This is a genomic window from Microbacterium sp. NPDC086615, assembly GCF_040686055.1.
Taxonomy (GTDB): Bacteria; Actinomycetota; Actinomycetes; order Actinomycetales; family Microbacteriaceae; genus Microbacterium.
In genome coordinates, this window is sequence record NZ_JBFBJJ010000001.1 from 92,535 (window position 1) to 119,042 (window position 26,508).

Consider the following 26,508-nt stretch of genomic DNA (forward strand, 5'->3'; position numbering starts at 1 on the left):
AGTGCTTTTACAGCCTAGTAGGCCGGGGCACGTACAGATGACAAGGCCAAAGGATGCCCCCATCGAATGGAGGGATCCTCCTCATCGCTCCCGTGATGCGCCGCGACGCCGTCCGCACCGGCATCCGGCGTCACAACAGACCCTTCGACGACAGCAGCTCCTCGAGGAGGTCGGCCTGCGTCTCCTCGTCGACCGGTGCCGCGAGCACCTCGTCGATCGCGGCCTTGAACGCGGGCCCTGCCGCGTCGAGACGGGCAGACCAGCGCTCGCTGTCACGACGCCAGTAGCCCATCGTCGTCCACCGCTGGGCAGGGATGCCGAGCTCTCGGCGCAGCCGCGCGCGAACAGCCCTCATGTCGGCGGCCTCTCCCGAGAACCAGACGTACGCGGTCGGATCGAATCCGCACCGGCGTCGCGTCTCGTCGACGAGGTCCTCCGACGAGCACCACAGAACGTCGTCGCCCGGGCGTACGGCCAGGTCGGAGCGGTCGGCGGGATCATCGACGCCGATGACGAGCGTCGCCGGGGGCGCAACGCGATGCGGTCGCCGTTCCTCGAGAATCCGCCCGAGCGCCGGGAGCGCCGTCGCGTCGCCGCAGAGAAGCAGACTCGACGTATCGGGCGGCGGGGCATAATGCCCGCGCGGGGCGTCGAAAGCGACGGTGTCTCCGACAGCGGCGCGGGCGGCCCACTCCGTCGCGGGGCCCGCGCCGTGCAGGAGCAGGTCGACGTCGATCTCGCCACGGTCCGCGCGGTGATTTCGCACGGTGTAATACCTCTTGACCGGGTGCGCGCCGGGAACGGGCACCCAGAGACCGAAGAACTCGTCCGCCGGCCCGGCATCCGGCAGCCGGGATCCGTCGAGACCGCGGATCGCTCCGAGGGTCACGCGCACCATGTGCGGCGTGACCCGGGACACGGCGACCACACGCGCCTCGTATCCTGGGCGATCGTCTCGAACAGTCATCGACGGGTCCTTTCTCGCGAGGTGAGCAGCCAGGCCAAATAGACGCCTCCGAGGCAGACCGTCACGAGGCCCGTCGGCAGCATGACGGGGGCAAGCGCGCGGGAGGCGATCAGATCGCTCGCGCCGAGAAGCGCGGCCCCCACGAACGCCGAGGCGGCAAACGGGATCGTGCCGGTGAGCCAGACGCGACGCGCGATCTGGGGAGCGGCCAGGGCGATGAATCCGACGGGGCCGGCGACGGCGGTGGCCACGGCGATGAGCGCGACCCCGATCACCATGGCCGCCCACCGCAGCCAGGTCGGGCGAACGCCCAGACTCGTGGCCCGCTCGTCGCCGAATTCGAGCAGATGCAGGGAACGCGCCAGGGCCGCGATGACGAGGGCCCCGGACGCGAGGCTCAGCACCGCGGGGAGGATGCCGTCGGCGCTGACCCCGTTGAGCGAGCCCGTCGCCCAGACAGCTGCAGCACGGGCGCGCACGTCGTCGAGACGTACCACGAGGACCACGTTGACGGCGGCGAGCATCGCGCTGACGCCAATGCCGGTGAGCACGACCGCGACACCCCCGAATCCCGCACGCGCACAGAGGACGAAGACGAGGACGGCGGCCGCCAAGCCGCCCCCGATAGCACCGCCCGTCAACGCGAGGACCGAGGTCGCGCCCGCGAGGGTGACCGCGAGAACCCCGGTGAACGCGCCGACGGAGAAGCCGAGGATGTCGGGGCTTCCGAGGGGATTGCGCGTCACCGTCTGGAACAGCGCACCCGAGAGCGCGAGGAGGGCGCCGACCACGATGCCGAGCACCGCCCGGGGCAGACGCCACTGTTGCACGACGAGCACCGTGCCCGCATCGCCCGCGCCGACCAGTGCTGCCAGCGCTCCAGCGGGAGTAACCCCGAGGTCGCCGAGGGTCAGCGTGCCCAACACCGACGCGACGAGGACTCCCCCGACGACGACCGCGGCGAGCAGTCGCCGTCGACGCAGACGCGGGGGCACGCGCACGATGGCCGTCACACCGGTCTCCGATATCTGTGCACCAGAGCGATGAGGACGGGAGCCCCGAGAAACGCCGTGACAACCCCGAGGGGTACTTCCGCTGGCGCCGCGACCGTCCGGGCAAGGAGATCGGCGACCAACAGCAGCACGGGCCCGGCGGCGAGACTCGCCCAGAGAGCGCGCACCTGATCGGCACCGGTGAACGCCCGGACGGCGTGCGGGACGAGGAGCCCGACGAAGGCGACGGGCCCGATCGCCGCGGTGGCCGTTCCGCACAGCACCACGACGGCGACGAGACCCGCCACGCGCACGCGCGTCACTCGTCCGCCCAGGGCCTGAGCGGTGTCGTCGCCCAGCATCAGCAGGTTCAGCCCGGGCCCGATCGACAGAGCGAGGATCACCCCCGCAGCGATCACGCCCGTCACCAGCAGGGCCGTCGGTGTGTCGCGAGCCGCGAGCGATCCGGCCTCCCAGACGCGGATGCGAGCGTACTGCCCGGGGTCGACGAGGCTCACGGCCTGGGTGAGACCCGAGACGACGGCGGTGAAGGCGACGCCGGCCAGCACGAGCCGTGCCGCGGATGCCGAGCGCCCGACGCCGCCGAGCAGAGCGACGAGCAGGCCGGCCACCGCCGCCCCCACCGCGGCGACCGCCAATGTCACACCGAATCCGCGCAGGCCCAGGACGACGAAGGCGAAGGTCACCGCCAGCGACGCTCCCGCGTTGACCCCGAGGATGCCCGGCTCGGCGAGGGGGTTCCGCGTGAGCGCCTGCATCACCACGCCGGAGATCGCGAGAGCCGCGCCGACGGCGACCGCCAGCACGAGCCGCGGGAGCCGCAGCGTGTGCACGATGAGCGCGGTCTGCGATCCGTCGGGATGCACGAGAAGACCGAGCGCACGAGCCGGCGTCAGCATCGGCTCACCGACGCACAGCTCGGCCACCGCGAGCGCGAGACCGACCAGGACGATCGCGGTGCCGACGGCGACGCGCGCTGCCCGAGGGCGCCGAACGCCCGGGCGTTCCCGGACGGCCGCACCGGTCACTTCTGCAACGGCTCGAGCACCGTGTCGACGAGCTCGTGCACCCAATCCTGCGCGGTGACGTAGTCGGTCACGGTCGAGCGCATCCCGTACACGTGACCGCTCTGCGCGACGGGCAGTGTCTGGAAGAGCGGCGAATTCACGATCTCGCTGACGGTGGGATCGGGGGTGCCGTCCGCGGAGGAGAAGGTGAGTGCGACGGTCACGCCGTCGAACACCGTCGGCAGTTGCTCGAGCGGCAGAGCCGTGTATCCGCGGCCGTCGGTGTCGGGCAGCGAAGCCGCACCGGGGCCATACGCGAGTCCCATCTCGTTCACCACGAGATCGCCGGTCGAGCCGGTGGGCAGTTGGACCGAGAACTGCCCGGGCTCGTCGCCGAACGAGAAGTTGATCCAGCGGTTCCCCTCGATCACGTCGCGGTAGGTCTGCCTGGTGTCGTCGCGGAGCTTCTCGAACGCGGCCTTCTCGGCCTCCCAGGTCGCGGTCGTCCCGGTGGCGGCGGCGGTCTGCCGAGTGATGCTCTGCCAGTCGCCGCGATCGACGCCGCCGGTCACGACGGTCGGGGCGATGGCGCTGAGCCTCTCGTACGTCGCCTGATCGATCTCATCCGCCGTGCCGATGATGACGTCGGGGCGGGCGGCGGTGAGGGCCTCGAAGTTGATCTCGCCGAAAGTTCCCACGGTCGCGGCATCCGAGATCCAGTCCATCTGCGCGGTCGTGAAGCTGTCGGCCCACCGCGAGTAGTCGATCGTGGCGACGGGCTTCACGTCGAGCGACATCAGCTGCCACGGGGTGTCGTACGACACCGCGGCGATCCTCTCGGGCTGCTGGGGCACGGTGACCTCACCGTACGCCGACTCGACGGTGGTGGAGGCGATGGATGCCGAAGACGGAGCTGTCGCGGCGCACCCCGAGAGCAGGGCGAGGGTGAGCGCGGCGGCGGAGACCGACAGGGCGGCGCGGCGGCGTGTGAGCACGGAAAAGCTCCTCTTTTTTAGGTAAGGGATACCTAATTATCGCGAGGGGTCAACGGCGCTCGAGAGCACAAACCTCCGCAAATCAGTCGAGTTCTTTCGCAGATCGGTCAACGCGCGGCGAACTCGCGCGGACTCACCCCCGCCGCTTCCCGAAAAGCCGTCGAGAACGCCGCCGCCGAGTCGTACCCGACGCGATGCGCGACCACGCCCACCGCCTGCCCCGCCGCGAGAGCCGCCATCGCCGCCTGCATACGGAGCCGCGAACGCCAGCGAGAGAAGGGTTCGCCCGTCTCGTCACGGAAGCGCCGCGTGAAAGTCCGCGTGCTCACCGCACAATGCCGCGCCCACTCCTCCACCGTGCGGGGGTCGCCGGGGTCCGCGGCGAGCGCGTGAGTGACCCGCCGCAGCCAGGGCGTGCGAGGGTGCGCGAACCCCGCATCGGGCCGCGCGCCGACGGAGAGCAAGTCGAGCGCGAAGGACTCCGCCCGCGCGCGGCGTTCGCCGGCGCGCTCCGTCGTGCCGGCGGGGCCGGAATGCTCGACGTCGAGGTGCGTGAGGACATCGTCGAGCAACGTCGACGTGGTCAGCAGCGTCGGACGCACCAGGGCGTCGGGGACGGCACCGCGCGCGAACCACGTGCAGCGCATGGTGTTGCCCGCACTCGCATGCACCTCGTGGGACGCACGGGCGGGGATCCAGATCGCCGCGCCCCGAGGGACGACGAAGACGGCGCGCTCGGTCGAGACCGTCACGACCCCGGTGATGGAGGACAAGAGCTCATGGTCCGGGTGATCGTGCGTCGGCCACCGCTCCCCGGCGTCGGCAGGGGTCACGATCTCGATCGACTCCAAGCGCGGCGACTCAGACATCGATCTCCTGCGTGCGTCCGGCGTAGGCAGCCGGCGTCATGCCGAACCTCGAGCGGAACGCCGAGATGAAGCTGCTCACCGAGTCGTAACCGACCGCGAGCGCGACCTCGTGCACGGGCGCACCCTGGACGAGCAGCCCGACGGCGACGTGCAGGCGCGCCCGCACTCTCCACTCGCGGAACGTGCGCCCGGTGTCGGAGACGAAGGCACGGGCGATGGTCTTCGCACTGACCCCCTCCTGGGCCGCCCACGCGTCGAGGTCCCGATCGTCGTCGGGCGCGGCGAGGAGTGCGACGGCGATAGCGCGGGCGCGCGGATCCTGCGGAAGGGCGACGACCTCGCGCGAGACGGGCGCTTCGGCGATCAGATCGCTAAGGAGGCCGAAACACTCCTGCCGTCGCGTCTCGCGCCGCCCTTCGGCGGCGAGGTACCGCAGGAGCGCCCCGGCGAGCGGATCAAGCGTGAGCACGCGCGCCCGATTCCACCCCTCCGGACTCGGTCGGTGCCGTTGATCCACGTAGGCGCTGACGAGCTCCCCCGGCTCGGTGAAGCGCATCTCGTGCAGCACCCCGGTGGGGATCCACGCCGCGTGGTCGCGACGGAGGTGCCACCGATCGGAGCCGACCGACACCTCCATGGACCCGGATGCCATCCACGCGAGCTGGTCCTCCTCGTGACGATGCAACGTGAATCCACTGTCGCCGTCGACGAATGTCGACGTGACCGCGAACTCGGCGAATGTCCACTGGCGAACATGCGGCGGGGAGACAGCCGCATCCACGCGGTCAACGTGTTCGCCAAGCGACATGATCGTGTCCTCGATCAGCACGGAGTGTCTCCTCACGACGATGGCGAGCAAAGTAAGGCAAGGCTAACCTAGCGGCGCCCTTACCCGTCTACCCGAGAGCCTCCATGTCCGTCACCCTGCACCGCTCCCGTCCCGCGCGCCTCGCCGCGCTCGGCACCGTCCTCGCCGTCACCGCCGCCCTCCTCGCCGGCTGCGGCGGCACCGCCACGGCGGTCGCCGAGAACACGACCTATTCGACCGAACCGAGCGACACGTTCCCCGTCACCGTGACCCACCAGTTCGGCGAGACCACGGTCGAGGCGGAACCCCAGCGCGTCGTCGTCGTGGGCCTCACCGAGCAGGACATCCTCCTCGAACTCGGCACACCCCCCATCGCCACGACCGAGTGGTACGGGGAACAGCCGTACGCCGTCTGGCCATGGGCGACCGATCTGCTCAACGGCGCCGAGCCGACCGTGCTGTCGGCCACCGACGGCTTCGAGTTCGAGAAGATCGCCTCGCTCGAGCCCGACCTCATCGTCGGCACGAACGCGAACATGACGGCCGACGACTACACCAAGCTCAGCGCGATCGCTCCCACGATCGCGAGCGTCCCCGGCAGCGAGCGCTACTTCTCCGACTGGAAGGGTCAGACCCGGCAGATCGCGCAGGCGATGGGACGCAGCACCGAGGGCGAGAAGCTCATCACCGGCATCGAAGAGCAGTACGCGGCGGCCGCGGCCGCCCACCCCGAGTTCGCCGGCAAGACGGCGTCGTTCTCGCAGGGCGGCCCCTGGGAGGGCAGCATCTACGTGTATCCCGACGGCCTGAACACCGACTTCCTCACCGACCTCGGCTTCGTGATCACCCCGGGGCTCGAGAAGTACGTTCAGCAGAAGGGCGCGCAGGCGCTCATCTCGGGCGAGAACATGTCGCTCATCGACGCCGACGTCATCGTCTTCGCCACCGAGAGCGCCGGCTCGCTGCCTGCGCTGCTCGACTTCGGAACGACGCGGTCGCTGTCGGCGGTCACCGGAGGACGCGCCGTCTACACTGACGCCGAGCTCGCGGGCGCCATCTACTTCCTCACGCCGCTGAGCCAGAAGTACGTCATCGACAAGCTCGTCCCCCGCCTCGAGAAGGCCGTCGCCGGCACCTCCCCGCAGAGTGTCGAGGGCTGACCCGCGGTGATCTCGCCCCTTGCGGTCGCGTCGCGCCCTGCCGCGCGGCGCGACCGCCCCTCCGCCTCCCCTCGTCGCCGCGCCGCAGGTCTCGTCGTCGCCGTGATCGCCCTCGCCGTGGCGGCGGGCCTCAGCGTCGCGATCGGCTCGAACGCCCTCTCCCCCGCCGAGATCTGGCATGCCCTGGCCACCCCCGACGGAGCGGTCGCCGATCAGATCGTGCGTGACCTGCGCGTCCCCCGCACGATCGCCGCGGTTGTCGCCGGGGTCGCCCTCGGACTCGCCGGCGCGCTGATCCAGGCATTCACCCGGAATCCGCTCGGCGATCCCGGCATCCTGGGAGTGGATGCCGGCGCCGCCCTCTTCGTCGCGATCGGCGTCGTCCTGGGCGCTGTGACCGCCGTGCAGTTCCTCCCCTGGGCGTTCGGCGGCGCCCTCGTGGTCACCATCGCCGTCTACGCGATCGGCGGAGCGGGACGCGGCGGACCCGATCCCGTGCGGTTGACCCTGGCCGGGGTCGCCGTCGGAGCCGTGCTCATGGGCGTCACGAGCGCGATGATGCTCCTCGATCCGGTCACCTTCGCGCGCCTGCGGGGGTGGAACGCGGGTTCGTTCGTGGAACGCGGGTGGGACGTCATCCTCCCCGTCCTCCCTTTCGTCGGTTGCGGCGTCGTCGTGGCCCTCGCCTGCGCGCGGTCGCTCAACTCTCTCGGTCTCGGCGACGAACTCGCCTCCTCCCTCGGCACGAGACTCGCGCGCACCCGTGTGCTCTCGATCGCGGCCATCACCGTCCTCGCGGGATCGGCGACGGCGATCGCCGGTCCGATCGCCTTCGTCGGCCTCATGGCTCCGCACGTCGCGAGATGGATCGTCGGGCCGGACCAGAGGTGGATCCTCCCGTACACGATGGTGATCGCACCGACGGTGCTCCTGGTGTCCGATGTGATCGGTCGAGTGGTCCTGTGGCCGAGCGAAGTGCCGGTGGGGATCGTCACCGCCTTCGTGGGAGCACCCGTGCTCATCGCGCTGGTGCGTCGGGCGAGAGCGAGCAGCCTGTGAGCCTCGTCATCCGCCGCGGGCCGGTGTCGCTGCGTTTCCGCGGGCGCACGCTCACGACGGGGGTCGTCGTCGCCGTGATCGCGGCGATCCTCGCCGTCCTCGCCCTCTGTCTCGGCGACCTGCCGCTCACCCCTGCCCAGGTCGGGGGTGCCCTTCTCGGCGCTGACCACGGCTTCACGGCGACCGTCGTCCGCGAGTGGCGGCTTCCGCGCGTGCTCGCCGCTCTCGTCTTCGGCGCCGCTCTGGGCGTGTCGGGAGCGGTCTTCCAGTCGCTCACCAGGAACCCGCTCGCCAGCCCCGACGTCATCGGGCTCTCGGCCGGCTCCTACGCCGGCGGTTTGAGCGCGATCATTCTCTTCGGGGCGGCTGCGGGCACTGCTCCCGTCTCCGCGGGGGCGATCGCGGGAGGCCTCGCCGCCGCGGCTCTGGTGTACGCGCTCGCTTACCGACGCGGCATCCAGGGGTTCCGTCTGATCGTCGTCGGAATCGGTGTCTCGGCGATGCTCCAAGCACTCAGCACCTACCTCGTGCTGCGAGCCAAGATCGAAGTGGCGATGGTCGCCGCCGTGTGGGGCGCGGGCTCGCTGTCGCCGGTCGGATGGGGGCAGTTCCTCCCCGCCGCCGCGGTGATCGCGGTCTCCCTCGCTGCCCTCGCCGTCTTCACCGGTGCCCTTTCGCGCCTCGAACTCGGCGACGATGCGGCGCGGGCGCTCGGAGTCCGCGTCGAGAGGTCCCGGCTCGGTCTGGTCGTCTGCGCCGTCGCCCTGACCGCGGTGGTCACCGCGGCCGCAGGCCCCATCGCTTTCGTCGCCCTCGCCGCACCGCAGATCGCACGGCGGCTGGCCCGGACGGCCGGCATCGCCCTCGCGCCGTCGGCGCTCGTCGGGGCGGTCGTGCTCCTGGCATCCGACATCGTCGCTCAGCACACGCTGCCCACGCCGCTTCCCGTGGGCCTGGTCACCGTCGTCGTCGGCGGCCTCTACCTCGTCTGGCTCCTCATCCACGAAACCCGGAGACGCGCATGACCGCTCCCGTCCGCCTCGCCGCTCATGATCTGACCATCGGCTACGACCGCCGCATCATCTCGGAAAAGCTGTCGGTCGCCATTCCCGACGGCTCCTTCACCGTTATCGTGGGCGCCAACGCGAGCGGCAAGTCGACGCTGTTGCGCGCTCTCGCCCGCCTCCTCTCACCCGTATCGGGCGAGGTGCGGCTCGACGAACGTCCGTTGGGGGAATACCAACCCAAAGAGCTCGCGCGCGCCGTGGGCCTGCTTCCGCAGACGTCTCTCGCTCCCGACGGCATCACGGTCATCGACCTGGTTGCCCGCGGACGGTACCCCCACCAGGGGTTTCTGCGGCAGTGGTCCGTCGACGACGAGGCGGCGGTGCGGCAAGCTCTGGATGCCACCGGCACGGCGGATCTGTCGGGACGTCTCGTCGCGGAGCTGTCGGGCGGCCAGCGCCAACGGGTCTGGATCGCCATGGCGCTGGCGCAGCAGACGCCGATCCTGCTGCTCGACGAACCCACGACCTTCCTCGACATCGCCCACCAGATCGAGCTCATGGAGCTGCTCACCGACCTGAACGAGCAGGGCCGCACGCTCGTGGCGGTACTGCACGACCTGAACCAGGCGGCGCGATACGGGAGCCACCTCATCGCCGTGAAAGATGGGCGGATCGTCGCCGAAGGCGCCCCGGCCGACATCGTGACGGCCGAGATGGTCGAGGACGTCTTCGGTCTGCGCTGCGTGGTGACCCCCGACCCCGTGGCGGGGACGCCCGCGGTCTCGGCCCTCGGTCGAGACCGGGCGGTCCGTCCGTGAAGATGCTGCTCCAGGCTCCCGCCGACCCCGTTCGCACCCGAGATCTGTCGGTCACCGATCGAACGACCCCGCGCTCGCTGGCGCTGCGGGCGATGGGCGCCGCGCCGCGCTACACCGTTCCGGCCGCCGTGCTCTCGATCACCCACCAGGTGGGCGAAGCCCTCGTCCCCATCGTCATGGGGCTCGCGATCGAACGCGCGGTCACGACCGGCGATCCCGCTCAGCTCCTGCTGTGGCTCGGTGTGCTCGCGGCCGACTTCGTCCTGCTGTCCTTCTCCTGGCGTTTCGGATCGCGTCTCGCGGAACTGGGCATGCTGGCCGTCCAACACCGTCTCCGCATCACCGTCGCGACCCACCTTCTCGGGCGACCACCACGACCGGGGCGTCCGTCGGAGCAGCCGGGTGTCGCCCTCTCGATCGCCACGTCCGACGCCAACAGGCTCGCGGAGGCCGTGGAGATCGGCGTCTACCCCGTGGGCCAGCTCGCCGCGGTACTCTTCGGCGGAGCCGTGCTCGTCACCGTCTCGTGGCCGCTGGGCCTCGCCGTCCTGCTCGGCGCGCCGATCCTGCTGTGGGTCACGGAGCGCGCGGGCCGACGACTGCGCGACCGCAGCGGTGAGGAGCAGGAAGCCGCGGCCGCTGCGGCGGGTCGGGCCGCCGACCTCATGAGCGGATACCGCGTGATCCGCGGCATCGGCGCCGAAGCCGAGGCGAGCCGCCGCTACCGTCGCGCCAGCCGTGACGCCCTCACCGATACCATGCGCGCCCGACGTGCCGAGGGGGTCTTCGGCGGGGCCATGAGCGTCGTCACGGGACTGTTCCTCACCGCCGTCGCGGTCGCCGCGGCGCTGCTCACGCTGTCGGGAAGCCTCGGCCTCGGCGAGTTCATCGCGGTCGTGGGACTCGCGCAGTTCCTCCTCGAGCCGCTGCGCGCGCTCGCGCTGTACACCGGAGCGTGGTGGGCGTCGGCGACGGCCTCTGCGGCGCGGGTGCTCGATGTCCTCCGCGACGCCGAACCTGTCGCGGTCGTCGCGCCGCCGAGCCCGGCGGCACAGCGGGCGCCGGAGATCCGGCCCGGAGAGTTCGTGGTCGTCGCGTGCGGCGGCGACCGGGCCGCCGAGGTGACCGCGGCCCTGCGGGCACGGCATCCCGAAGCCCTCCATGCTCCGCACGCTGCGCACCTGTTCACCGGGACGGTCGCCGACAACGTCACCCCGCCGGATGATGCCACAGCCCTGTCAGCGGCCCTTCACGCCGCCGTGTGCGACGAACTCGCCACCGCGCTTCCCGCCGGACTCGACAGCCGCGTCGGCGAGAACGGCAGCGCGCTCTCGGGCGGTCAGCGTCAACGGGTCGCCCTCGCGCGCGCTCTCGCGCATGACCCCGAACTGCTGGTGCTGCACGATCCGACCACCGCCGTCGACGCCGTCACCGAAGCGCGAATCGCCGAGCGGGTCCGCGAGATGCGGCGTCATCGGCGCACCGTCGTCATCACACGCGCACCGGCCTTCGCCGCCATCGCGGATCGCGTGATCCGCATGCCCGAGGGAGCGGACGAATGAGTGTCGCCCTCCCGCTCGCGTCGGCCCGGGAGGTCGCGCACGAACTCCGGAGGTCCCTTCCGCGTGGATGGTGGCGTCTGCCGTCGCTCATCGTGGTCGTGCTCGCGGCTGCGGCGTCGGGAGTGGTGGGCCCGCTCGCCCTCGGGGTCGTCGTGGACGCGATCGGCGCGGGCGAGGACGCACCGCCGCTCGCGTGGACGCTCGCCGCCGTGATGGCCGGCGCGGTCGTGACCGGGGCCGTGCTCACCGCCGTCGGTATGGTCTCGGCCTCGCAGCTGTTCGAGACCGCTCTCGCCGACCTCCGTGAGCGGATGGTCGACACCGCCCTGCACCTGCCTCCGGCTCGCGTCGAGCGCGCCGGCACCGGCGATCTGATCGCCCGTGCCGGCGACGATGTCGCCCAGGTGTCGGATGCCATCCCCCGCGTCGTCCCGGCCCTCGTCGGTGCCGCGTTCACGATCGCCGTCACCGTCGTCGGCATGGCGGTCATCGATCCCTGGTACGCGGTGGCGTTGGTGGCCATCACGCCCCTGCACGTGTTCGCGGTGCGTCGCTATCTGCGTCACGCCCCCGGCGTCTACGCGGCGGAGCGCGCCGCGATGGCCGAGCGCGCACAGCATCTCCTCGACACGCTGCGCGGGCTGGAGACCGTCCGCGCCTACCGCACGGCCCCCTCGCACCTGGACCGTATCTCGACCGCGTCGTGGGCCGTCGTGCGGTGGAGCATGCGCGCACGCGGAATCCAGAACCTGTTCTTCGCCCGGCTGAACGCGGCGGAGTTCCTCGGCATGGCGGGTCTGCTCGTCGTGGGGTTCATCCTCGTCGCGAACGGGCACGGCAGTGTGGGTGGGACCACCGCCGCCATGCTGCTGTTCCTCCGCCTGTTCGGGCCGATCAACGAGCTGCTCTTCGTCGTCGACGACCTGCAGTCGGCCCTGGCGTCGCTCTCTCGCATCGTCGGCGTCATCCGTACGGCGGCGCCTCGGGATGCCGCGGGCGAACCGTCGCGCGAGCACAACGCGGTCGAGCCGCGCGACATCGAACCACGCGACATCGAACCGCGCGACGTCGACCTGCGCGGCATCACTCACGCGTACGAGGCCAATCACGCCGTGCTGAACGACGTGTCACTGCGGATCGCGGCAGGCGAGAGCGTGGCGGTGGTCGGAGCGTCGGGTGCGGGGAAATCCACGCTCGCCGCGATCGCGGCCGGCGTTCACGATCCCCTCGTCGGCCAGGTCGACCGACCGCGATCCGTCGCCCTCGTCACGCAGGAGGTACATGTCTTCGACGCCGACCTCCGCGACAATCTCACCCTCGCGGCCCCGCAGGCGACCGACGACGAGGTGCGTGCCGCCTTGCGGCGCGTGGGCGGCGAGAGCATCGCCGCGCGCCTGACCCGCGGCCTCGATGAACCGGTCGGGGCATCGGGCACTCCCCTCTCGCCCTCCGAGGCCCAGCATCTCGCGCTGGCGCGCGTGCTGCTCGCCGACCCCGCGTTCGTCGTGCTCGACGAGGCCACGGCCGAGGCCGGCTCCGCCGAGGCCGGACGGCTCGAGGACGCGGCCCTGGCGGCGATCGAGGGCCGGACCGCTCTGGTCGTCGCGCATCGGCTCAGCCAGGCCGCGGCCTCGAACCGTGTCGTCCTGCTCGACGCGGGTCGTGTGCGCGAGGAGGGCACTCACGACGACCTCCGCACCGCGGGCGGGGCCTACGCGCGCCTGTGGGACGCGTGGAGTCGTTCGCGCTGAATCAGGGCGCGAGCCGCTCTGCCGCCGCGGCGATCCGCTCATCGGTCGCGGTCAGCGAGAACCGGACGTGGTTCGGGAAGTGCGTGCCGTAGAAGTGCCCCGGGCCGACGAGGATGCCGAGGTCGGCGAGCCGCCCCACGCTCTCCCACGCGTCGCGCCCCTCGGTGGCCCACAGGTACAGACCGGCCTCGCTGCGGTCGACGGTGAAGCCGGCCGCCTCGACCGCGGGCTTCAGCACGGCCCGACGACGGGCGTACCGCTCGCGTTGCTCCGCGACGTGCGCGTCGTCGCCGAGAGCCACGGTCATCGCGCGCTGCACGGGAGCGGGAGGCATGAGGCCGAGGTGCTTGCGTCCGGTGAGCAGTCGCGCGACGAGCGCGGCGTCACCGGCCAGGAACGCCGCGCGGTACCCGGCGAGGTTCGACTGCTTGCTCAGCGAGTACACCGACAGCACGTCGGTTAGGTCGTCGCCGACCACGGCGGGATCGAGCACGCTCGGCACGCGCTCGACGTCCCAGGGAGCGTCCCACCCGAGTTCGGCGTAGCACTCGTCCGACGCCAGAACGGCTCCGAGCTCTCGCGCCCGGGACACGGCATCCGTCATCTCGGCCACCGACAGGACGCGGCCGTCGGGGTTTCCCGGCGAGTTGACCCAGACGAGCCTCGTGTTCGCGGGCCAGTCGGCCGGATCATCGGATGCCACCGCCTCGGCGCCCACGAGACGGGCACCCACCTCGTAGGTCGGGTACGCCGCGCGCGGGTGCACCACGACGTCGCCGGGGCCGAGGCCCAGGAGCAGAGGGAGCAACGCGACGAGCTCTTTCGAGCCGACGGTGGGCAGGACGTTCGCGGCTGTCAGGCCCGGAACGCCGCGTCGACGGGCGTACCAGTCGGCGATCGCCTCACGCAAAGCGGGCGTTCCTGCGGTCTGGGGATACGCGTGCGCGTCGGTCGCGTCGGCGAGAGCCTCGGCGACCACGGCGGGCGTCGGGTCGACGGGCGAGCCGATCGACAGGTCGACGATGCCGGCGGGGTGACGCCTCGCGCGCTCCGCGTAGGGGGCGACGGCGTCCCAGGGGTAGTCGGCGAGGTCGGCGACGCCCACGGGTCAGTGGCTCTGCGGGGGAAGAGCGGTGATGACGGGGTGGTCCTTGGCGATCACGCCGACCTTGGCGGCACCGCCGGGCGAGCCGATGTCGTCGAAGAACTCGACGTTCGCCTTGTAGTAGTCGGACCACTCTTCGGGCAGGTCGTCTTCGTAGTAGATCGCCTCGACCGGGCACACCGGTTCGCACGCACCGCAGTCGACGCATTCGTCGGGGTGGATGTAGAGCGACCGCTCGCCTTCGTAGATGCAGTCGACCGGACACTCGTCGATGCAGGCGCGGTCTTTGACATCGACACACGGGAGGGCGATCACGTAAGTCACGGGACCAGTCTAATCGCGCTCACCGGAAGGGCTTCGCCGCGCGCCGTCGGGCGTATGATCCCCGGCGTCAGCGGACGTGTGCGGGGGCGTCCGCCTCGGCGTTCGCGCTCGTCCCTTGCGGCAGATGCGAGAACGACGGCCAGAACGCCACGAAGACCATCAGCGCGGGGCCGACGATCGTCCACACCACCGGGATCCACTCCATCCCGGGGCTGGGGGCGGCCACGATCGCCGATCCACCGGGGCCGGGCTGAGAGAAGACGTAGGTCGCGAGCGAGATGCCGAGCCCGCCCGCGAGGGCGTTGACGCGGTCGCCCGTCAGCGTGCGCAGCGCGACCAGTAGCGCGGCGCTGCCGATCGTCGCGAGAAGCAGTCCGAGCGGCACCGGCCCGAGACGGAAGGCCTGGCCGATCGTGCCCGCCGCGCCGTAGAAGGCGCCGATGAGCAGCGCAACGACCCAGCCGACGACGCGCAGGATGCCAGAGCTCATCGGGTCAGTCTAGGCGCGGGTCGCTATGCGGCAGCGGAGAACCGGCATCAGGCCGCCCACCCCCACAGGCGCAGGAGGGCAGCGGTGAGCGCGGCGGCTGCCACCACGACCAGGAACGGTGCGCGCGCCCACAGCAGCAGCGCCGCCACCCCGACCGCCGGCACCCGCGCGTCGACGACGATCGCGGCACCCGCGCCGAGCGTCTGGACCATCACGAGCGCCGAGAGCAACGCCACCGTGAGCAGGTCGGCGATCCGCGCCGGCCGCGGGGCCTCGAGCCACCGGGCGGGAAGGAGATAGCCCACCGCCTTCAGCGCGAGGCAGAGGACGGATGCCAGGAGCACGGCGGTCCACAGGGTCATGGCATGCCCTTCTGCTCGGCGACGTCGACGGGTTCGGGTGCGGGCGGGCGCGGATCGAAGAGCCCCACGACCACGGCGACCCCGGCGGCGGCGATCACCGGGATGCCCGGCATCAGCGCCGGGGTCAGCAGCGCCGCGACGACGGCGGCCCCCGCCGCGACCGCGAGCGGCTGACGACCGCGAAGTCGGGGCCACAGGAGGGCGAGGAAGGCGGCGGCAGCAGCCGCATCGAGCCCGTACGCGCGGGGGTCGCCCAGCACGTCGCCGAGCAGCGCCCCCAGGAGCGTCGACAGGTTCCAGCCGACCCAGATCGCCACGCCGGTCACCCAGAAGCCCGCCTGCCGCGCCCGAGGCTCGTCCTGCGCGAGCCCGACCGCGACCGACTCGTCGATCGTGAAGGGCGTCGCGGCGGCCTTGCGCCAGAACCCGCCGGCGACGATCGGGGCCATGCGCATCGCGTAGGCCGCGTTGCGCACGCCGAGGAGGGCCGCCGAAGCGATCGCGGCGGGGGCGGCGGCGAGTCCCCCGGCCGCTATCACGCCGACGAAGGCGAACTGCGAGCCGCCGGTGAACATCAGGAGGCTCAGCACGCACGTCTGCCAGACATCGAGCCCGGATGCCACGGCCAGCGCCCCGAAAGAGATGCCGTACGCGCTGGTCGCCAGGGCGACGGCGAGGCCCTGTCGGGCGGCGACACCCTCGGGTGTTCGCGATAACGAACGCATGGACATCATGCTGAACGATGCTCGTTCGTTCGTCAAGTCGAACGATCGGCGAGCATAATGAACACATGAGTGATCTCGGCGACCGCATCGCGGCGAGCCTGCGGCGCGAACGCGAGCGTCGCGACCTCAGCGTCTCGGAGCTCGCGCGACGCGCCGGCGTCGCGAAAGCCACCGTCTCCCAGCTCGAGAACGGCGGCGGCAATCCCAGCGTCGAGACGCTGTGGGCCCTGGCTTCGGCGCTCGAGGTCCCCTTCGCGGTCCTCGTCGACGAGGGCGTCCGCTCCCCCACGCTGATCCGCGCCGGAGAAGCGGCCACGGCCGTGCCCTCGGCGGCATCCGAGTATCTCGCCGTTCTCCTGTCGGCGAGTCCACCGCACGCGCGCCGCGACATCTACCTGTTGAGCGCCGAACCCGGGACCCCGCGTGTCTCAGAGCCGCACCCGCGGGGCACGGTCGAGCATCTCGTGATGGTCACCGGCCGCGGGCGCGTCGGTCCCGCCGACGACCCGTACGAGCTGTCCCCCGGCGACTACCTCTCGTATCCCGGCGACGCCCCGCACGTGTTCGAGGCACTGACCCCCGGGATGAGCGCGGTCTGCGTGGTCGAGTCGCACTGACCCGGGGTCCCCCGACGTCCTCGCTGACTTGCGCCGAATGCACGCCCGAACGGCCTCACGGTCAGCATTCGACGGACGTCATCGGGTGCCCATCGCGCCGCCGCGCCGCGCGGCGTAGTGTTCGGGGCATGTCCCGCGTCTTCGACATGACCTTCTCCTCCGTCTACCCGCTGTACGTGACGAAGGTCGAGCGCAAGGGGCGGACGAAGGACGAACTGGATGCCGTGATCCGCTGGCTCACCGGATTCGACGAGGCCGCGGTCACCCGGCACGCCGAAGGCACCACGACTCTCCGCGAATTCTTCGGCGAGGCGACGCTCAACCCGCGGGCGGATCAGGTCACGGGGGTCGTCTGCGGCATCCGCGTCGAGCAGATCGACGACCCGTTGATGTACCGCATCCGCCTCCTCGACAAGCTCGTCGACGAGCTCGCGAAGGGGCGCCCCCTCGCGAAGGTGCTCCGGGAACAGGCACCCACTCCCGCCGCCTGAGGGGGTCTCGCCCCACCGCTCACGACGGAGGACCCTGAGCCCGTCGAAGGACCCGGCCGCCCTCATCGCCGCGCGCGGGAGGACCCTGAGCCCGTCGAAGGACCCGGCCGCCCTCATCGCCGCGCGCGGGAGGACCCTGAGCCCGTCGAAGGGTCCGGTGGCTTCGACAGGCTCAGCCACCTGCGCGGCGAAACAGAACGGCCCCACCGAGCCTGAACTCGATGGGGCCGTTCTCGGACTCAACGCTCAGGCGTTGGCATCCTGACGCTTCAAACGCGAGGCGGCGCGACCACGCTCGGTCGCGTCGAGCACGACCTTGCGGATGCGCACCTTCTCGGGCGTGACCTCGACGCATTCGTCGTCGCGCGCGAACTCGAGCGACTCCTCCAGCGTGAGCACGCGCGGGGGCGTCATTGACTCGAAGGAGTCCGAGGTCGACGAACGCATGTTCGTGAGCTTCTTCTCCTTCGTGATGTTGACGTCCATGTCGTCAGCGCGCGAGTTCTCGCCGATGACCATGCCCTCGTAGACCTCTTCGGTGGGCTGCACAAAGAAGCTCATGCGCTCCTGCAGGGCGATCATGGCGAACGGGGTGACGACACCCATGCGGTCGGCCACGATCGAGCCGTTCTGACGGGTCGTGATCGAACCGGCCCAGTCGTCGTAGCCGTGCGAGATCGCGTTGGCGATGCCGGTGCCGCGCGTGATCGTCAGGAACTCGCTACGGAAGCCGATGAGACCGCGCGAGGGGACGACGAACTCCATACGCACCCAGCCGGTGCCGTGGTTGGTCATGTTGTCCATGCGGCCCTTGCGGGCGGCCATGAGCTGCGTGATCGCGCCGAGGTGCTCTTCGGGGGCGTCGATCGTGAGGTGCTCGAAGGGCTCCTTGAGCTTCCCGTCTTCGCCGCGCTTGGTGACCACCTGGGGCTTTCCGACGGTGAGCTCGAAGCCCTCGCGGCGCATGTTCTCGACGAGGATCGCCAGGGCGAGCTCGCCGCGGCCCTGGACCTCCCAGGCATCCGGGCGTCCGATGTCGACGACCTTGAGCGAGACGTTACCGATGAGCTCGCGGTCGAGACGGTCCTTGACCATGCGGGCGGTGAGCTTGTGCCCCTTGACCTTGCCCATCAGGGGCGAGGTGTTCGTGCCGATCGTCATCGAGATGGCGGGATCGTCGACCGTGATGGCCGGCAGCGGACGCACGTCCTCGGGGTCGGCGATGGTCTCGCCGATGGTGATGTCGGGGAAACCGGCGATGGCGACGATGTCGCCGGGGCCGGCGGACTCAGCGGGGAAGCGCTCGAGCGCGCGGGTCTTCAGCAACTCCGTCACGCGGGCGTTGCTCGTGGTGCCGTCGGAGCGCACCCAGGCGACCGTCTGGCCCTTCTTGAGCGTGCCGTTGAAGACGCGCAGCAGCGCGAGGCGACCGAGGAACGGGCTGGAGTCCAGGTTCGTCACCCACGCCTGCAGCGGCGCCTCGTCGTCGTAGGCCGGAGCCGGCACGTGCTCGAGGATCGCGGCGAACAGCGGCTCGAGGTCGTCGTTGTCGGGCAGCGCACCGTTGTCGGGGCGGTTGAGCGACGCGGCACCAGCGCGGCCCGAGGCGTAGACCACCGGCACGTCGAGCAGCGCGTCGACGTCGAGGTCGGGCACGTCGTCGACGAGGTCGGACGCGAGACCCAGCAGCAGGTCGTGCGCCTCCTCTTCGACCTCGGCGATGCGCGCGTCGGGGCGGTCGGTCTTGTTGACCAGCAGGATGACGGGGAGCTTGGCCTCGAGCGCCTTGCGCAGCACGAAGCGGGTCTGGGGCAGCGGGCCCTCGGACGCATCGACGAGCAGCACGACGCCGTCGACCATCGAGAGGCCACGCTCGACCTCGCCACCGAAGTCGGCGTGACCCGGGGTGTCGATCACGTTGATCGTGACGGGCACGTCGGTGTGGATGCCGTTGTACTCGATCGCCGTGTTCTTGGCGAGGATCGTGATGCCCTTCTCGCGCTCGAGGTCGTTCGAGTCCATCGCGCGCTCTTCGACGTGCGCGTGCTCGCCGAACGAGCCGGTCTGGCGGAGCATGGCGTCGACGAGAGTCGTCTTGCCGTGGTCGACGTGCGCGACGATCGCGACGTTACGGAGGTCAGGACGAAGGGCGTGCGCCATGGAGGGTCTCCAGGAAAATTGGGGTGTCGCCCGGAATCGGGCACTCCCACTCTACCGGGCGCCCGCAACTTTCCCTGGCAGACACCAGGAAAGGGCGGGAGTCCCGAGGGATCCCCGCCCTTTCCCGTTCGTGATCAGGATGCCGGCGTGTCCTTCAGCAGCTCGTGACGCAGTTCGCGACGAGCGGCCTGGACCTCGACGTCGGGCACCGGGATCGCGGCGATGAGACGCTGCGTGTACGGCTCCTTCGGAGCACGCAGGATCTCGTCACGCGTGCCCTGCTCGGCGATCTTTCCGCGGTTGAGCACGACGATCCGGTCAGCCATCGCGTCGACCACGGCGAGGTCGTGGCTGATGAAGAGACACGCGAAACGGTGCTCCTTCTGCAGCTCGCTGAGAAGCTCGAGCACGCGCGCCTGCACCGACACGTCGAGGGCGCTCGTGGGCTCATCGGCCACGAGAAGGCGCGGCTGAAGCGACAGGGCGCGAGCGATGCCGACGCGCTGCTTCTGACCACCGGACAGTTCGTGCGGGTAGCGGTTGCGGTAGCTGCGCGGGAGGCGCACCTCGTCGAGGAGCTTCTCGACGCGGGCGTCGAGCTCGGCGCCCTTCGCCTCACCGGCGAGGAAGAGCGGTTCGCCGATCGACTCGCCGATCGGGAGGCGGGGGTTCAGCGACGACGACGGGTCCTGGAACACGATGCCGACGCGACGACGCAGCGACTTGATGAGCTTGCGCGAGCCGCTCGAGATGTCGACGCCGTCGACCACGAGACGGCCGTCGGCGATCGGCTGCAGCCCGATCGCGGCACGACCGATCGTCGACTTCCCCGAGCCCGACTCGCCGACCAGACCGACGATCTCGCCCTCGGCGATCCCGAGGGTCACATCGTCGACCGCGCGGAACGCGGCGACACGGCCCTTCTTGCCGTACTCGATCGACACGTGCTCGAGCTCGAGCACCGGGTGGGCGATGACAGGCGCTTCGGCGGCGAGCGAGATCTCCTCGGTGTGCGCGGGACCTTCGGCCACCGCGGCGGCGAGGGCCTCGACGATGTCGACCGTCGCCTCACCCTCGAGCGTCTCGCCGAGGCGCGGGACCGACGCGAGCAGTTCCTTCGTGTAGTCGTCCTGCGGGTCGCCGAGCACGACCGCGGCAGGACCCTGCTCGACGATCTCGCCCGACTTCATCACGACGATCCAGTCGGCGAGGTCGGCGACGACACCCATGTCGTGGGTGATGAGCAGCACGGCCGAGTCGAGGCGGTCACGCAGGTCGCGGATGAGGTCGAGGATCTCGGCCTGGACCGTGACGTCGAGCGCGGTCGTCGGCTCGTCGGCGATGAGCAGGGCGGGCTCGAGGCTGATCGACTGCGCGATCATCGCGCGCTGGCGCTGACCGCCCGAGAGCTGGTGCGGGTACGACGCGAACGCCTTGGCCGGGTCGGGCAGGCCGACCATGCCCAGCAGCTCGAGAGCACGAGCCTTGGCCGCGGACGGAGCGATGGGGGTGTGCGCGCGCAGAGCCTCGATGATCTGCGACCCCACCGTCAGCACCGGGTTGAGCGCCGTCATCGGCTCCTGGAAGATGGCGGCGACCTCGGGACCGCGCAGCTCACGCATCTGTCGACCCGACAGGTCGGTGATCTCGCGACCGTTCACCTTGATGCTTCCGGTGACCCGGCTGTTCTTGGGAAGCAGGTCGAGCACGGCCATCGAGCTCACGCTCTTTCCCGAACCCGACTCGCCGACGACGGCGACCACTTGACCGCGCGCGATCGAGTAGTTCAGGTTCTTCGCGGCCGGAACCCAGACGTCGTCGACGGCGAAGTCGACGCTGAGGTCGGTCATCTGGAGGGCGGGGACGCCCGCCGTCTCGGTCGTGCTCATGAGACTGTCCTCTCGGTCCCGCTCAGCGGGAGTGAGTGATCGGAAAATGAAAGAATCGGAGGATGCCACGCCAGACGTTCCGTTCGACGTTCACCCGCATCCTGTGCGTCATCGCGTGGGCGATCATCGCCGTGGTCGCGATCGGCCTGCTGGTGGTGCCCGGCGCCTCGGACGCGCCCGCGCTCGTGATCGTCGGAGGCCTCGGCGCGGCGGCCGTCGTGACCGCCGTGCTCTGGTCGCCCTCGATCTGCGTCGACGACGAGGCCGTGCAGGTCGACAACATCGCCCTGCGATACCGCGTGCCGTGGGCTGCGCTCATCCACGTCGACACCCGCTACGCCCTGCAGTTGCACACCCCGGGACGACGCATCGGTGTCACCGCCGCACCGGCCCCGGGCGCGACCGGATCGCTGCGCGCGATGCGCGCCCACCGACGCAGTGAGGGTGTGACGGCACCGAACACCCGGCCGGGCGAGCTGCCCGGGACGGACTCCGGCAACGCGGCCGAACTCGTTCGCTCGCGCTGGCATGCCCTCCGCGATGCCGGCCGTGTGGAGGCCGGCATCGCCGAGTCGGTTCGCGTGGCGGTCAGCCCGCGCGTCGACAACCTGCTGCTGCTGATCGCGGGTGTCGCCGGAATGGTGCTGGCCGTCGCACTGGCCTGACACCCGCCGAGAGACGGTCGTCATGACGACGGCGTCTCCGGGTGCACCCGCGCCTGCGTGCTCGCCGGGGCCGTCGTCGACGACGCCGGCTGCTCCTTCGTGCGGCGCAGCGAGAAGCGCTTCTGACGCGGGTCGAAGGCGTCGCGCAGGCCGTCACCGACGAAGTTCACGAGGACCGCGAGCAGAACGATGAAGACAGCGGGCCACCAGAAGAGCCACGGGCGGGTCTGGAACGCCGACTGGTTGTCGGAGATGATCAGGCCGAGCGAGACGTCCGGCGGACGCACACCGAGCTGCAGGTAGCTCAGGGCCGTCTCGAGGAGGATCGCGGATGCCGCCAGCAGCGTCGCCGCGACGATGACCACGCCGATGGCGTTGGGCAGGATGTGCTTGAAGATGATGCGCGCATCACTCGCCCCCGCAACACGAGCCGCCTCGACGAACTCACGCTCGCGCAGCGTCAGGAACTCGGCGCGGACGAGGCGCGCGATCGTGGTCCACGAGATCATCGCGAGGAAGAACGCCAGCGGGATCACGCCGAGACCACCGGTCGCGCGACCGACGACGGCACCGATCACGATGATCGGGATGACGATGAACACGTCGGTGATGCGCATGAGGACCGAGTCCACCCAGCCGCGGTAGTACCCGGCGAGAGCACCGATGACGGTACCGACGGCCGTGCCCACGAAGCTGATCACGATCATCACGAGGATCGAGTTCTGGATGCCGCGCATCGTCATCGCGAAGTAGTCGATGCCGATGCGGTCCTGACCGAACGGGTGCTCGCCGACCGAGAAGGGCCAGATCGACAGCGTCGGCGCCCCTCCGTCGTTCTGCGGGTTGAGGGTCGTGTAGTCGTACTTCCACCACCCGGGGATGGGGCCGAGACCGATCGCCGAGACCGAGAAGACGGCGACGAGGATGAACAGGATGCCTGACACGACGGCGACCTTGTTGGAGAGGAAGCGCCGGAGGATGAGCCGTCCCTGGCTCACCCCGACCGTGTTGCGCTCGTCCGCGGGCGGCGGAGCGTCGACGTTGGCCGGCTCGGGAAGCATCTGGGTCATCGGAGGACCTCCGGGATTCGGATGACGGCGATCATGCGACCACTCGCACGCGCGGGTCGAGCGTGGCGTAGGCGAGATCAGCCAGGAAGTTGAAGACGATCGCGGTGATCGCGATGACGATGAAGTAGCCCATCACCGGGTTGACGTCGACGCGCTGGATGGACGTGACGAACAGCGCTCCCATTCCCGAGATCGCGAAGACCCTCTCCGTGATGACGGCACCACCCAGGAGTGCGCCGATGTCGGTCGCGACGAGGGTCACGATCGGGATCAGCATGTTGCGCAGCCCGTGGCGCAGGATGACGGTCCGCTCGGGGAGGCCCTTCGCGCGCGCCGTGCGGATGTAGTCCTGGTTCATCACTTCGAGCATTCCGGCACGCGCGTACCGCGTGTATCCCGCGAAGGAGATGAGCAGCAACGACACCGTCGGCAGCAGGAGGTGGGTGAACGTGTCGATGCCGGTGATCCACATGTCACCGGTGAACCCCGGCGTGCTCGCACCGACCGTCGCGATCGGACGCCCGTTGATGCGGGGGTTGTTGACGTACTGCGGCCACGACTGCATGTAGCGGTCGAGCACGACGAGGGCGCCGGAGAGGAAGGCCACCAGGGCGCCGATGCGCGCGGCCATACCCCGATCGGGTGCACCCAGGACGTAGCCCGAGATCACACCGACGGCGACCGCGACGACGCCCAGGATGATGATCGTGTTGAACGTCGAGATGTCGAAGAGTCCCTGCAGCGCGTAGTAGCACGCGTACGCGATCGCGCCGTTCAGCGCGGCGACGATGAGAGCGCGGCGGTTCTGCAGACCCGCGATCAGAGCGGTCGTGATCACCACGATCCCGGCGATCAGCAGGAGGAGACCGACGGGCCCGAGACCCGGGTTGCGGAACCAGTCGGTGACGTTGAAGTACACCAGCAGGGCGACGGTCGCGAGACCCGAGACCGCAGCGACGATCACGCGACGACGGACGTCGCCGCCGATCATGGCCTGCCAGATGACGGCGGTGATCACGGCCAGCAGGACGATCAGCCAGATCGGGATGGACGTGGCCGACTCGAGGAAGCTGTTGAACCCGAGCGCCATGAACTCCTTGAGGAGGACGGCGACGAGGAACGACGGCAGCGAGAAGAGGAAGAAGCTGAGCAGCGTGATGCCGAAGTCGAATCCGCTGTACTGGCGCAGGGCCGAGACCACGCCGACCACGATGCCGAGCACGATGGCCAGCACGAACGACGCCGTCACGAGCTGGAGAGTCGAGCCGATGGCGGTCGGGAGGATGTCGAGGACGGCCGCGTTCGAGACGGTGAGGCCGAGGTTGCAGGCACCGGTGAACGGAACGAGGCAGCCGGCGGCACCGCCGAGCCAGAGGAAGTAACGCAGGGGCACCGGGACGTTCAGGTCGAGCGCCGCGACACGGGCGGCGATGAGCTGGTCACGGTTTGCGGCGGAGCTGTCGCGCAGGTCCTGCAGGGGGTCGCCGGAGTTGGCGGCCAGCACGTACATGATGAACGATGCTGCGAGCAGAACCAGGATCGAGACGGCGATGCGCCTGAGGATGAATCCGACCATCGCGGGAGGACTTCTTTCGATCGGGTGGAAAGGCACCTGTAGGTGCCCAGGAAAGGATAGTCGCGAGCGGTCCGGGTTCGGCGCACGCGCACACGCGAAACGAGGCGCCGGAGTCGGGCGACTCCGGCGCCTCGCGAGGGATCAACGGGTTATCAACCCGCCAACGTCCACTCCTGCGCGTTCCACACGATGCCCGTCTGGCCGCCGAAGTAGTCGACGCCCTGGATGGAACCGTTGTCGGCGAAGAGACCGGGGAGCTGGAACAGCGGCAGACCGTAGTAGTCCTTGGCCGTTTCGGCGTCGATCTTCACCTTGATGTCGTCGAGCTTGGTGGTGTCGGTGGTCACCTGGCTCTCGTCGACGAGGGTGTCGACGGTGGCGTTGCTGTAGTTGTTGTAGTTTCCGCCGCCGCCGGTCTTGAAGATCTGCGGGAGAGCCGCGTTACCGGCACCGGGCGAGATCCAGCCGAAGATCGACACGTCGTAGCTGCCGCTGCCGAGGAGCTTGCTCCAGTCGGGCGAACCGGCGTCGACGATGTTGAAGCCCGCCTGCTGCGCCGACTGCTGGATGGCGCGGAAGCTGTCGACACGGTTGGGGTTGTTGGTGTTGTAGAGGATGCGGACCGTCGGGGTCGCACCGTTCAGCAGCGCCTTGGCGCCCTCGATGTCGGGCTCGGTGAAGGTGTCGTACCCGCTCGCGGCGACCGCGGTGGTGTACTTGTCGCCGTCCGTGGGCAGGAAGATCTGCGAGTTCAGGACCTCGGCATCCGGGTTGATCGGCTTGATGATCGAGTCGAGGATCTGCTGACGCGGGATGGTCTTCAGGAACGCCTCGCGGACGTTGGCGTCGGCGAACACGCCGCCGAAGCTCAGGTCGACGTGGTCGTACGACAGCTGGCTGCCGGCGTGGACCTTCGCGTTGGCGTTCTCGAGCGCGGTGAGCGTGTCGGCGGAGGGCTGCGGCTGGATGGCCTGGACCTCACCGTTCTGAAGGGCGGTGACCTGCGCGTTGGCGTCACCGATGAAGCGGATGATCAGCTGGTCGTACGAGGGCGACATCTTGCCCTTGTAGTTGGGGTTCTTGCCCAGCGTGATGCTCTGCTCGGGGGTGAAGTCGGTCACGATGAACGGACCGCTCGCGACCAGGAGGCTCGCGTCGGTCGGCATGGCCGTGACGTCGTATCCCGTGTTCCAGAAGTCGGCCGCGGCCTTGAGCGTCGCGTTAGGGGCGACGGGCGCGTCCGGGTTGCCCTTGGGGGTGTCCTTGAGGAGCTTGATGAAGTCTTCCTCGGAGACACCGGCCTTCTCGGCGAGCACGTGGGCCGGCTTGCCGATGGGGTTGACGAGCTCCCAGTCCACGAAGGGCTCCGAGTAGGTCAGCGTCATCGACATGTTGTCGTCGCTGATCTCGGGGAACGCGGTGGTGTCGAGGCCCGCGGTGCTGCCGGCGAGGGTGAAGTACTGCGTGCCGCCGTTGGTGACGGCGCCGCTCTCGTCGAGCTTCGCGTCGTCGTAGTAGCCCGAGTTGATGGCCCAGTTGACGAGCATGTCATCGGCGTTGATGGGCTGGCCGTCCGACCAGGTCAGGCCCTCGTTGATGGTGTACTTCACCGTCAGCGGGTCGTCCGACACCTTCTCGTACGTGCCGAAGTCGGTGTTGTCGAGGACGCTGAAGTCCTTGTCGAGGCGCTGGAAGCCACCGAGGCCCAGACCGCCGCTGACACCGGTGAGGTAGCCCACCATGCCGTTGGTGTCGAGGTTGGCCTCGGGGGTGTCGCCGTTGAACGAGGTGAACGCGTTCGTCGTGGCGATCGTGATGGTGCCGCCGGAGGCGGAGGATCCGCCTTCGGGTGCTGCCGTCGTGGTGCAGCCGGCGAGGGCGAGCGCCGCAACGGCGACACCAGCTCCCACCGTCAGGGCGCGTGCGCGCCGAGTCTTTTCAGACACTTTGCCTCCAGTGCAAGGTTGGCGATTCCCCGCGCAACAGACGTCAGCAGGGGGAGCCGTGGATACGGAAAC

Annotated in this window: 25 protein-coding genes; 9 read left to right on the top strand and 16 right to left on the bottom strand. The window is 70.0% G+C overall.

What is annotated here, in order from left to right:
- Positions 1-130 precede the first annotated feature (130 nt).
- The 6 genes from AB0O24_RS00435 to AB0O24_RS00460 all read right to left on the bottom strand — a co-directional run bounded on the left by AB0O24_RS00435 (position 131) and on the right by AB0O24_RS00460 (position 5,680).
- Positions 131-967, bottom strand: coding sequence for a siderophore-interacting protein (locus tag AB0O24_RS00435; protein WP_363371715.1), 837 nt, complete (start codon positions 965-967; stop codon positions 131-133).
- Complete coding sequence (locus tag AB0O24_RS00440) at positions 964-1,980, bottom strand: iron chelate uptake ABC transporter family permease subunit (protein WP_363371718.1); 1,017 nt, start codon at positions 1,978-1,980, stop codon at positions 964-966. Before AB0O24_RS00440 ends, AB0O24_RS00435 begins: the two co-directional genes overlap by 4 nt.
- The gene (locus AB0O24_RS00445; protein ID WP_275799271.1) at positions 1,977-3,008 is read right to left on the bottom strand and encodes an iron ABC transporter permease; all 1,032 of its coding nucleotides are present in this window, start codon (positions 3,006-3,008) and stop codon (positions 1,977-1,979) included. Before AB0O24_RS00445 ends, AB0O24_RS00440 begins: the two co-directional genes overlap by 4 nt.
- The gene (locus AB0O24_RS00450) at positions 3,005-3,982 is read right to left on the bottom strand and encodes an ABC transporter substrate-binding protein (protein WP_363371721.1); all 978 of its coding nucleotides are present in this window, start codon (positions 3,980-3,982) and stop codon (positions 3,005-3,007) included. Before AB0O24_RS00450 ends, AB0O24_RS00445 begins: the two co-directional genes overlap by 4 nt.
- 107 nt (positions 3,983-4,089) lie before the next feature.
- The gene (locus AB0O24_RS00455) at positions 4,090-4,851 is read right to left on the bottom strand and encodes an AraC family transcriptional regulator (protein ID WP_275799276.1); all 762 of its coding nucleotides are present in this window, start codon (positions 4,849-4,851) and stop codon (positions 4,090-4,092) included.
- The gene (locus tag AB0O24_RS00460) at positions 4,844-5,680 is read right to left on the bottom strand and encodes an AraC family transcriptional regulator (RefSeq protein ID WP_363371725.1); all 837 of its coding nucleotides are present in this window, start codon (positions 5,678-5,680) and stop codon (positions 4,844-4,846) included. Before AB0O24_RS00460 ends, AB0O24_RS00455 begins: the two co-directional genes overlap by 8 nt.
- A gap of 83 nt (positions 5,681-5,763) precedes the next feature.
- Between AB0O24_RS00460 and AB0O24_RS00465 the strand changes: the two genes are divergently transcribed.
- Genes AB0O24_RS00465 through AB0O24_RS00490 form a run of 6 tightly spaced genes read left to right on the top strand, consistent with a single transcriptional unit; the run spans position 5,764 to position 13,016 of the window.
- Positions 5,764-6,819 carry an ABC transporter substrate-binding protein gene (locus AB0O24_RS00465; RefSeq protein WP_363371728.1) on the top strand — a complete coding sequence of 352 codons (1,056 nt, stop codon included), beginning with the start codon at positions 5,764-5,766 and terminating at the stop codon, positions 6,817-6,819.
- 6 nt (positions 6,820-6,825) lie between these two features.
- Positions 6,826-7,878, top strand: a complete 1,053-nt coding sequence (locus AB0O24_RS00470) for an iron chelate uptake ABC transporter family permease subunit (protein ID WP_363371731.1) — start codon at positions 6,826-6,828, stop codon at positions 7,876-7,878.
- The gene (locus tag AB0O24_RS00475) at positions 7,875-8,903 is read left to right on the top strand and encodes an iron chelate uptake ABC transporter family permease subunit (protein ID WP_363371733.1); all 1,029 of its coding nucleotides are present in this window, start codon (positions 7,875-7,877) and stop codon (positions 8,901-8,903) included. The genes AB0O24_RS00470 and AB0O24_RS00475 overlap by 4 nt, the downstream gene beginning before the upstream one ends.
- Positions 8,900-9,703, top strand: coding sequence for an ABC transporter ATP-binding protein (locus AB0O24_RS00480; RefSeq protein WP_363371735.1), 804 nt, complete (start codon positions 8,900-8,902; stop codon positions 9,701-9,703). The genes AB0O24_RS00475 and AB0O24_RS00480 overlap by 4 nt, the downstream gene beginning before the upstream one ends.
- 2 nt (positions 9,704-9,705) lie before the next feature.
- Positions 9,706-11,265 carry an ABC transporter ATP-binding protein gene (locus AB0O24_RS00485; protein WP_275797666.1) on the top strand — a complete coding sequence of 520 codons (1,560 nt, stop codon included), beginning with the start codon at positions 9,706-9,708 and terminating at the stop codon, positions 11,263-11,265.
- Positions 11,262-13,016 carry an ABC transporter ATP-binding protein gene (locus AB0O24_RS00490; RefSeq protein WP_275797650.1) on the top strand — a complete coding sequence of 585 codons (1,755 nt, stop codon included), beginning with the start codon at positions 11,262-11,264 and terminating at the stop codon, positions 13,014-13,016. Before AB0O24_RS00485 ends, AB0O24_RS00490 begins: the two co-directional genes overlap by 4 nt.
- Position 13,017: 1 nt before the next feature.
- Here the strand turns inward: AB0O24_RS00490 and dapC are convergent, their stop codons facing one another.
- The 5 genes from dapC to AB0O24_RS00515 all read right to left on the bottom strand — a co-directional run bounded on the left by dapC (position 13,018) and on the right by AB0O24_RS00515 (position 16,022).
- Positions 13,018-14,121 (bottom strand): succinyldiaminopimelate transaminase, encoded by a 1,104-nt coding sequence (gene dapC, locus AB0O24_RS00495; RefSeq protein WP_275797652.1) that lies wholly within the window; start codon positions 14,119-14,121, stop codon positions 13,018-13,020.
- A gap of 3 nt (positions 14,122-14,124) precedes the next feature.
- The gene (fdxA, locus tag AB0O24_RS00500) at positions 14,125-14,445 is read right to left on the bottom strand and encodes a ferredoxin (RefSeq protein ID WP_013586172.1); all 321 of its coding nucleotides are present in this window, start codon (positions 14,443-14,445) and stop codon (positions 14,125-14,127) included.
- A gap of 67 nt (positions 14,446-14,512) precedes the next feature.
- Positions 14,513-14,935, bottom strand: a complete 423-nt coding sequence (locus tag AB0O24_RS00505; protein ID WP_275797656.1) for a histidinol dehydrogenase — start codon at positions 14,933-14,935, stop codon at positions 14,513-14,515.
- 47 nt (positions 14,936-14,982) lie between these two features.
- Positions 14,983-15,297 (bottom strand): AzlD domain-containing protein, encoded by a 315-nt coding sequence (locus tag AB0O24_RS00510; protein ID WP_275797658.1) that lies wholly within the window; start codon positions 15,295-15,297, stop codon positions 14,983-14,985.
- Positions 15,294-16,022, bottom strand: coding sequence for an AzlC family ABC transporter permease (locus AB0O24_RS00515; protein WP_275797660.1), 729 nt, complete (start codon positions 16,020-16,022; stop codon positions 15,294-15,296). Before AB0O24_RS00515 ends, AB0O24_RS00510 begins: the two co-directional genes overlap by 4 nt.
- Before the next feature lie 65 nt (positions 16,023-16,087).
- Here AB0O24_RS00515 and AB0O24_RS00520 point away from each other — a divergent pair, with 65 nt between their 5' ends.
- Both AB0O24_RS00520 and AB0O24_RS00525 read left to right on the top strand, forming a co-directional pair.
- Positions 16,088-16,639 carry a helix-turn-helix domain-containing protein gene (locus AB0O24_RS00520; protein WP_275797662.1) on the top strand — a complete coding sequence of 184 codons (552 nt, stop codon included), beginning with the start codon at positions 16,088-16,090 and terminating at the stop codon, positions 16,637-16,639.
- 128 nt (positions 16,640-16,767) lie between these two features.
- The gene (locus AB0O24_RS00525; RefSeq protein ID WP_275797664.1) at positions 16,768-17,130 is read left to right on the top strand and encodes a DUF2200 domain-containing protein; all 363 of its coding nucleotides are present in this window, start codon (positions 16,768-16,770) and stop codon (positions 17,128-17,130) included.
- A 246-nt stretch (positions 17,131-17,376) separates the two neighbouring features.
- On the opposite strand, the gene typA is transcribed toward AB0O24_RS00525, so the two are convergent.
- Together typA and AB0O24_RS00535 are read right to left on the bottom strand one after the other, a co-directional pair.
- Positions 17,377-19,290, bottom strand: a complete 1,914-nt coding sequence (gene typA, locus AB0O24_RS00530) for a translational GTPase TypA (RefSeq protein WP_058597994.1) — start codon at positions 19,288-19,290, stop codon at positions 17,377-17,379.
- Between the two features lie 134 nt (positions 19,291-19,424).
- Positions 19,425-21,179 carry an ABC transporter ATP-binding protein gene (locus AB0O24_RS00535; RefSeq protein WP_275799411.1) on the bottom strand — a complete coding sequence of 585 codons (1,755 nt, stop codon included), beginning with the start codon at positions 21,177-21,179 and terminating at the stop codon, positions 19,425-19,427.
- Between the two features lie 62 nt (positions 21,180-21,241).
- On the opposite strand from AB0O24_RS00535, the gene AB0O24_RS00540 reads away from it, so the two are divergent.
- Positions 21,242-21,844, top strand: a complete 603-nt coding sequence (locus AB0O24_RS00540) for a PH domain-containing protein (protein WP_363371741.1) — start codon at positions 21,242-21,244, stop codon at positions 21,842-21,844.
- A gap of 20 nt (positions 21,845-21,864) precedes the next feature.
- On the opposite strand, the gene AB0O24_RS00545 is transcribed toward AB0O24_RS00540, so the two are convergent.
- The 3 genes from AB0O24_RS00545 to AB0O24_RS00555 form a co-directional block, all read right to left on the bottom strand.
- Positions 21,865-22,914, bottom strand: a complete 1,050-nt coding sequence (locus AB0O24_RS00545) for an ABC transporter permease (RefSeq protein ID WP_275800015.1) — start codon at positions 22,912-22,914, stop codon at positions 21,865-21,867.
- A gap of 31 nt (positions 22,915-22,945) precedes the next feature.
- Positions 22,946-24,490 (bottom strand): ABC transporter permease, encoded by a 1,545-nt coding sequence (locus tag AB0O24_RS00550; RefSeq protein WP_275800014.1) that lies wholly within the window; start codon positions 24,488-24,490, stop codon positions 22,946-22,948.
- 152 nt (positions 24,491-24,642) lie between these two features.
- The gene (locus AB0O24_RS00555) at positions 24,643-26,436 is read right to left on the bottom strand and encodes an ABC transporter family substrate-binding protein (protein ID WP_275801309.1); all 1,794 of its coding nucleotides are present in this window, start codon (positions 26,434-26,436) and stop codon (positions 24,643-24,645) included.
- Positions 26,437-26,508 lie beyond the last annotated feature (72 nt).